The organism is Paraburkholderia sp., assembly GCF_026225065.1.
Classification (GTDB): domain Bacteria; phylum Pseudomonadota; class Gammaproteobacteria; order Burkholderiales; family Burkholderiaceae; genus Paraburkholderia.
The window spans coordinates 21,309-28,005 of the sequence record NZ_JAMFSB010000243.1 but is presented as its reverse complement, the minus strand read 5'-3'; the positions used below and the strand labels follow the sequence as shown (position 1 = coordinate 28,005).

Sequence of the window (6,697 nt, the reverse complement as noted above, 5' to 3'; positions counted from 1 at the left end):
GTGGCCGGCAAAAGCTTGAATCAATGGGCTGTCGATGTGCTCGAGGGTGCCGTACACGCCTAAGCTGTTTTAGAGCGCGCGCAGCATCAATATCACTTCCGGATCGCGCTCGACCGATTCGGGCAGCTCAATCGGGCGGAAACCCATCTTGGCATAAAGCGCCTGGGCGGCGATGTTGGCGCGATATACGTTGAGCGTGACGATCTCGCCATCAAGTGCGTCAGCCGCCGTCTCCAGCAATTTCTCGCATAACAGCGTGCCGTAGCCCAAGCCGCGCAAGTCCGGCGCAATGATCACGCGGGCCAGGTGCACACGTTGCTGCGAACGCTGCAGCAATTGACCGAAGCCGATCAACTCGCCGTCCAGCGAAATGCACCAAGCGTTGTCGGCCTCGAATTCGATCGCTTCGGCGAGTTGCCATGATGTGATCGGAAACTCGACCTGCTTGCCGGCCCAAAACAGGCACTGTTGTGCCGTAACGACCCAAGCGCTTACGCTATCGAGATCGCTTTCGCGGGCTGCTCTCCATTCCATTCGGGTTCCTCTGTTGGTGCGAACGCTCCGATTTTGCCACCAAGCACGCGGCTCGGTGCAGCTTGTATCGGCTTTAGTTGGTAAAATCCGGGGTTTTGTCGCCGGAGTGCGTATGAACTCATCGTCGTACTTGCCGCCGCAGTCGCCAGCGCAGTTGCCTTGTATTGCAGCCGCGCGACGTTTCGACGCCAGTCGTCATGTGCCGTTTTTCATCGGCGCGGAGCAGGTCGGCTGGATCCGGCAGCGCGATCGGTCGCTGCTGCATCGCTGGCCCGACGTGTTGCGCGACGATGGCGGCGCGATTTCGCTCGTCGACCATTTCGACACGGCCCACGACGTGGTCCAACTACGCAGTGCGGCATTGGGATCGGTGATCGGCGCGCTTGCCGCGCAAGGTCATATTCCCGGATGGCGCGACGAAACCTATGCCATTCGCAACCGGTTTGACGCGCCGCCGCTGGCCTTTATCGAACGAGCCGCTTCGCGCTTCTTCGGCACGATGACGTATGCGGCGCACCTGAACGGCATCGTGCGGCAGGCCGCAGCCCAGCCCTTGGTCTGGATCGCGCGGCGCAGCCTGGGCAAGCAGACCGATCCGGGCATGCTCGACAATCTGGTCGGCGGCGGAATTGGCTGGGGCTACGGGGTGTTCGAGACGCTGATCAAGGAGTGCTGGGAGGAGTCGGGCATCCCGCCTGAGCTGGCACGCACCGCCAAGCCCGGCGGCACGCTGCATGTGCTGCAAGAGCTGCCGGAAGGCACGCAGGCGGAACAGATTTTTGTGTTCGACCTCGACGTGCCGGCCGATTTTGCGCCGGCTAACCAGGACGGCGAAGTCAGCGAACACCGGCTAGCCCGCATCGACGAAGTGCGCGGCTGGATCGCGGCCGGCGAAATGACGGTCGATGCGAGCTTGGCCATGCTCGATGCGCTGCTGCGCGCGGAGTTGCTCAACGCTCACGACTGCCCTGGCCTGGAAGCGCTGTATCGTTTGCCTGACTAGTATTTAAATCGCTGGGTCAAATCATTGACACTTAGCCAAAAGGAGTTGCGGTCATGCCGACCGAGCATAGTTATATCCTGAAACTGTCCTGCCCCGATCGCCCCGGCATCGTGCACGCCGTGTCGGGCTTTTTGTACGAGCGGGGCAGCAATATTCTCGACTCTGCCCAGTTTTCGGCTCAATCCTCAGCGCCCTCGTCAGGCCCCTCATTGGCACCCTCGTCGGCCCAATCCGGCGACCTCTCTCGCGGTGAGTTTTTCATGCGCGTGCATTTTCAGCATGGTGGAGAGGCCGATCTTGCCGCCCTGCGCACTGCGTTCGGTGCACTTGCGTTGCCGTTCTCGATGCAATGGGAGCTGCACGACGCAGCGGTCAAACCGCGCGTGATGATCATGGTGTCGAAAATTGGTCATTGCCTGAACGATCTATTGTTCCGCTATCGCACCGGGCAATTGCAGATCGAGATTCCGGCGATCGTGTCCAATCACAAGGATTTCTATCAACTGGCGGCGAGCTACAACATCCCGTTTCATCACCTGCCGCTGCTCGGCTCGTCACCGGCCGAAAAAGCGGCCCAGGAAGCGCGCATTCTCGAAGTGGTCGATCAGCACGAGATCGATCTGGTCGTGCTGGCGCGCTATATGCAAATCCTGTCGCCGGGCCTATGCGAGAAGCTGGCGGGGCGGGCGATCAATATTCACCACTCGTTCCTGCCCAGCTTCAAGGGCGCCAAGCCGTACTACCAGGCGTTCGACCGCGGTGTGAAGCTGATCGGCGCGACCGCGCATTATGTGACGACCGATCTCGACGAAGGTCCGATCATCGAGCAGGAAGTGGAGCGGGTCGACCACAGCATGACGCCGGATCAGTTGACGGCGATTGGCCGCGACGTCGAATGCGTCACGCTGGCACGGGCAGTGAGGTGGCACGTCGAGCATCGCGTCGTGCTGAATGGCAGCAAGACGGTGGTGTTCCGTTGAGTGGGCGGCGCTGCTGCTGAATTCGCAGGGTCTGCGCGCTTCGCAAGAAGATAAAGGCCGCCGGTCATTGTGTGACTGGCGGCCTTTATTTATGGGTGGGGCAATATCGAAGCTGGAGCCGGGTGGTCAGGCCCAAGCCATCAAACCATCCGCAGATAAATTAGCTCCCGCTTGATATAAGCGTAGAAGATCGGCGCAGCGATCACACCCTGGAGGCCGAACGCCGCTTCCATCACCAGCATCGCCACCAGCAGTTCCCATGTGCGCGCCTCGATCTGCCCGCCGACGATCCGCGCGTTCAGGAAGTATTCGAGCTTGTGGATCAGGATCAGGAACACGAGCGCCATGACCGCAGCCGGAAAGCTCACGGAGAGCGCGACCGCGACGATGATGGTGTTCGAGACGAGATTGCCGATCACCGGCAGCAAGCCGACGATAAACGTGACGAGCACCAGCGTCTTCGAGAGCGGCAGCCGGTCGTGGAAGATCGGCAGAATCACCAGCAGGAAGATGCCGGTGAACACCGAATTGATCGCCGAAATCTTCACCTGCGCGAACACGATGCGGCGGAAGGCGTCTGCAAACCGCATCACGCGGGTGACGAACGCCGTGGACAGCGGCAGCCGCTGAATCGGCTTCTGCGCGCCAACTGCGATGATCGCGCCGATAATCATGCCGATCAGAATATGCGTGAAAACCCGCGCCGCGTTCTTGCCGCCTTGCTGCAGCATGCCGGCATGGGTATGCATCAACTCGGTGGCGCGCGCTTTCATCTGGTCCGCGTCGACCGGCAGATAGTTGGCGACGAACTGCGGAATCCGGCCGCGCGCCTCGTCGATCAGTTGCATGGCCTGGTTGAGCAGCATCTGCACGCTCGGAACGTCGCCTTCGAAGTGGTCGATGATGCCGATCACGATCGCGGTCAGCAGCCCGACGATCACCGTTGCGAGTATCACCACCGAGAGCCAGCGCGCGCGCTGGCTGGACATGTGCTTTTCGATGCGGGGAGCGATTGTCTGGATGAGCTGAAACACGAGCAGCCCGGCCAGCAACGCGCCGAGCAGCCGTAGATTCAGGACTGCGATCATGCCGAACAGCATCAGGAGGTAACTGCCGATCTCGACGGCGGACAGCTTAGGCAGGCTCATGTCGCTCGTCAGCCTGACCGGGCGTGGGCGCAGATCCTGCACCTGCCCTTCTTCGGGCGCCTCGTTACGCTTGGTCATGGCTTATTTCCGTATCCAACCTAGGATGTGCAGCATCATTTTTTGGCGGCGTCGCGTTTGAGCAGCGGCGCCAGATATCGACCGGTAAAACTTGCCTTCGACTTCGCTATCTGCTCCGGCGTGCCCTGGGCGATGATCTGACCGCCGCCGGCGCCGCCTTCCGGACCGAGATCGATGACCCAGTCTGCAGTTTTAATTACATCGAGATTATGCTCGATGATCACCACGGTATTACCCGGGTCTCGCAAACGGTGAATTACTTCGAGCAACAGGGCAATATCGTGGAAGTGCAAACCGGTGGTCGGCTCGTCGAGGATGTATAGAGTGCGACCAGTGTCACGCTTGCTCAGTTCCAGCGAAAGTTTCACACGCTGCGCTTCACCCCCCGACAGCGTGGTGGCCGACTGCCCCAGGCGAATGTACCCCAGACCCACGTCCAGCAAGGTTTTCAGCTTGCGCGCCACCACCGGAACGGGCTTGAAAAATTCGTAGGCGTTTTCCACCGTCAGGTCGAGCACTTCGCTGATGTTTTTGCCCTTGTACTGCACATCGAGCGTTTCGCGGTTGTAGCGCTTGCCGTGACACACGTCGCAAGGCACGTAAACGTCGGGCAGAAAGTGCATTTCCACCTTCAGCACGCCATCGCCCTGGCAGGATTCGCAGCGGCCACCCTTGACGTTAAACGAGAAGCGGCCCGGATCGTAGCCGCGTTCCTTGGAAGCCGGCACGCCCGCGAACAACTCGCGGATCGGCGTGAAGAGGCCGGTATAGGTGGCCGGATTCGAGCGCGGTGTGCGGCCGATCGGGGACTGGTCGACGTTGATGACCTTGTCGAAGTGCTCGAGACCTTCAATCGATTCGTACGGTGCCGGCTCGGCCGACGAGCCGTACAGGTGATGCGAGACCGCGTGGTACAGCGTGTCGTTGATCAGCGTGGACTTGCCCGAGCCGGAGACACCGGTAATGCAGGTCAGCAGACCCACCGGCAGGTCGAGCGTCACGTGCTGCAGGTTGTTGCCGTAAGCCTCGACGATGCGCAGACGCCGCTCGTCCGGCTCCCTGCGCTCGTCTGGATAGTCGATGGTGCGCGCGCCGGACAGATACTGGCCCGTGATCGACGCCGCGTCGGCCTGCACTTCGTCAGGTGTGCCTTCGGCGATGATCATGCCGCCATGTTCGCCGGCGCCCGGTCCCATGTCGACCACGTAGTCGGCCATGCGAATCATGTCCTCGTCGTGCTCGACGACGATCACCGAGTTACCCAGATCGCGCAGATGCTTCAGCGTCGAGATCAGGCGGTCGTTGTCGCGCTGATGCAGGCCGATGGACGGCTCGTCCAGCACGTACATCACGCCGGTAAGTCCCGAGCCGATCTGCGACGCCAGCCGGATGCGCTGTGCTTCGCCACCCGAGAGCGTTTCGGCGCTGCGTTCCAGCGACAGATAGTCGAGCCCGACGTTATTCAGGAACATCAGCCGCGCGACGATTTCCTTGACCACCTTGTCGGCAATCTCGCGCTTTGACCCTTCGAGGCGCAGCGTCTGGAAATAGCCGAGCGCATCGCGCAACGGCCAACCGCTGATTTCGTAGATGCCGCGAGCGTCGCCGTCCGCACCGATGCGCACAAAGCGCGCCTCACGGCGCAGGCGGGTGCCTTCGCAGGCGGGGCAGGCCTGATTGTTCTGGTATTTCGCGAGTTCTTCGCGCACCGCGACCGAATCGGTCTCGCGGTAACGGCGCTCGAGGTTGGGGATGATCCCTTCGAACACATGCTCGCGAATCGACGCACGGCCACGCTCGTTGATGTAAGAGAACGGGATGGTTTGCTTGCCCGAGCCGAACAGCAGGATCTTGCGGACCTTTTCCGGCAGGTCTTCGAAGGCTTCGTCGATATCGAACTCGTAGAACGCCGCGAGGCTTTGCAGCATCTGGAAGTAGAACTGGTTGCGCCGGTCCCAACCCTTCACAGCACCTGCCGCCAGCGACAGCGACGGATGCGCGACCACCCGTTTCGGATCGAAGAACGTGATCTGGCCGAGGCCGTCGCACTCAGGGCAGGCGCCCATCGGATTGTTGAACGAGAAGAGGCGCGGCTCCAACTCCTGCAGCGAATACGAACAGATCGGGCAGGCAAACTTGGAGCTGAACAGATGCTCCTTGTCCGTGTCCATTTCGAGCGCGATGGCGCGGCCGTCGGCGAGACGCAGCGCCGTTTCGAACGATTCGGCGAGGCGCTGCTTCATATCGGCGCGCACTTTCAGACGGTCGACGACGACGTCGATCGTATGCTTGTCGTTCTTCTTAAGCTTGGGCAGCGAGTCGACATCGTAGATCTTCGCGACTTCTTCATTGGCCGTGCCGCCGCCCGAACGCACGCGAAAGCGGATAAAGCCCTGCGCCTGCATTTCCTCGAACAGCTCGACGTGTTCACCCTTGCGGTTCGCCACCGCAGGGGCCAGGATCATCAGCTTGGTGTCTTCCGGCAGCGCGAGCGCGGCATCGACCATCTGCGAGACGCTTTGCGCCTGCAGCGCAATCTCGTGGTCCGGGCAATACGGTGTGCCAACGCGCGCGAACAGTAGACGCAGGTAGTCGTGAATCTCGGTGACGGTGCCGACCGTGGAGCGTGGATTGTGCGACGTGGCCTTCTGTTCGATCGAAATGGCCGGAGACAAGCCTTCGATCAGGTCGACGTCGGGCTTTTCCATCAACTGCAGGAACTGCCGTGCGTAGGCCGAGAGACTTTCGACATAGCGCCGCTGTCCTTCCGCATAGAGTGTGTCGAACGCAAGCGACGATTTTCCCGAGCCTGACAGGCCGGTAATCACGATGAGCTTGTGACGTGGCAGGTCGAGGCTGACGTTCTTCAGGTTGTGGGTGCGGGCCCCACGGATACGGATTTGTTCCACGCGTTGATCCATTACCTGGCCATTGACTGGCGGAAAGAGGAAGAG

At 61.0% G+C, this 6,697-nt stretch carries 5 protein-coding genes; 2 read left to right on the top strand and 3 right to left on the bottom strand.

Annotated features, from left to right (window positions below):
- Window positions 1-69 precede the first annotated feature (69 nt).
- Window positions 70-534, bottom strand: coding sequence for a GNAT family N-acetyltransferase (locus M0954_RS18030; RefSeq protein WP_297354675.1), 465 nt, complete (start codon window positions 532-534; stop codon window positions 70-72).
- Window positions 535-646: 112 nt separating this feature from the next.
- On the opposite strand from M0954_RS18030, the gene M0954_RS18025 reads away from it, so the two are divergent.
- Window positions 647-1,537, top strand: a complete 891-nt coding sequence (locus M0954_RS18025) for an NUDIX hydrolase family protein (RefSeq protein ID WP_297354673.1) — start codon at window positions 647-649, stop codon at window positions 1,535-1,537.
- Between the two features lie 53 nt (window positions 1,538-1,590).
- Window positions 1,591-2,517 (top strand): formyltetrahydrofolate deformylase, encoded by a 927-nt coding sequence (purU, locus tag M0954_RS18020; protein ID WP_297354672.1) that lies wholly within the window; start codon window positions 1,591-1,593, stop codon window positions 2,515-2,517.
- A gap of 140 nt (window positions 2,518-2,657) precedes the next feature.
- On the opposite strand, the gene M0954_RS18015 is transcribed toward purU, so the two are convergent.
- Window positions 2,658-3,743 carry an AI-2E family transporter gene (locus M0954_RS18015; protein WP_297354670.1) on the bottom strand — a complete coding sequence of 362 codons (1,086 nt, stop codon included), beginning with the start codon at window positions 3,741-3,743 and terminating at the stop codon, window positions 2,658-2,660.
- 35 nt (window positions 3,744-3,778) lie between these two features.
- Window positions 3,779-6,652, bottom strand: a complete 2,874-nt coding sequence (gene uvrA, locus M0954_RS18010) for an excinuclease ABC subunit UvrA (protein ID WP_297354668.1) — start codon at window positions 6,650-6,652, stop codon at window positions 3,779-3,781.
- Window positions 6,653-6,697 lie beyond the last annotated feature (45 nt).

Coding starts and splice junctions, on each gene's coding strand:
- M0954_RS18030 (WP_297354675.1), bottom strand. CDS start 534: ATGGAATGGAGAGCAGCCCGCGAAAGCGATCTCGATAGCGTAAGCGCT.
- M0954_RS18025 (WP_297354673.1), top strand. CDS start 647: ATGAACTCATCGTCGTACTTGCCGCCGCAGTCGCCAGCGCAGTTGCCT.
- purU (WP_297354672.1), top strand. CDS start 1,591: ATGCCGACCGAGCATAGTTATATCCTGAAACTGTCCTGCCCCGATCGC.
- M0954_RS18015 (WP_297354670.1), bottom strand. CDS start 3,743: ATGACCAAGCGTAACGAGGCGCCCGAAGAAGGGCAGGTGCAGGATCTG.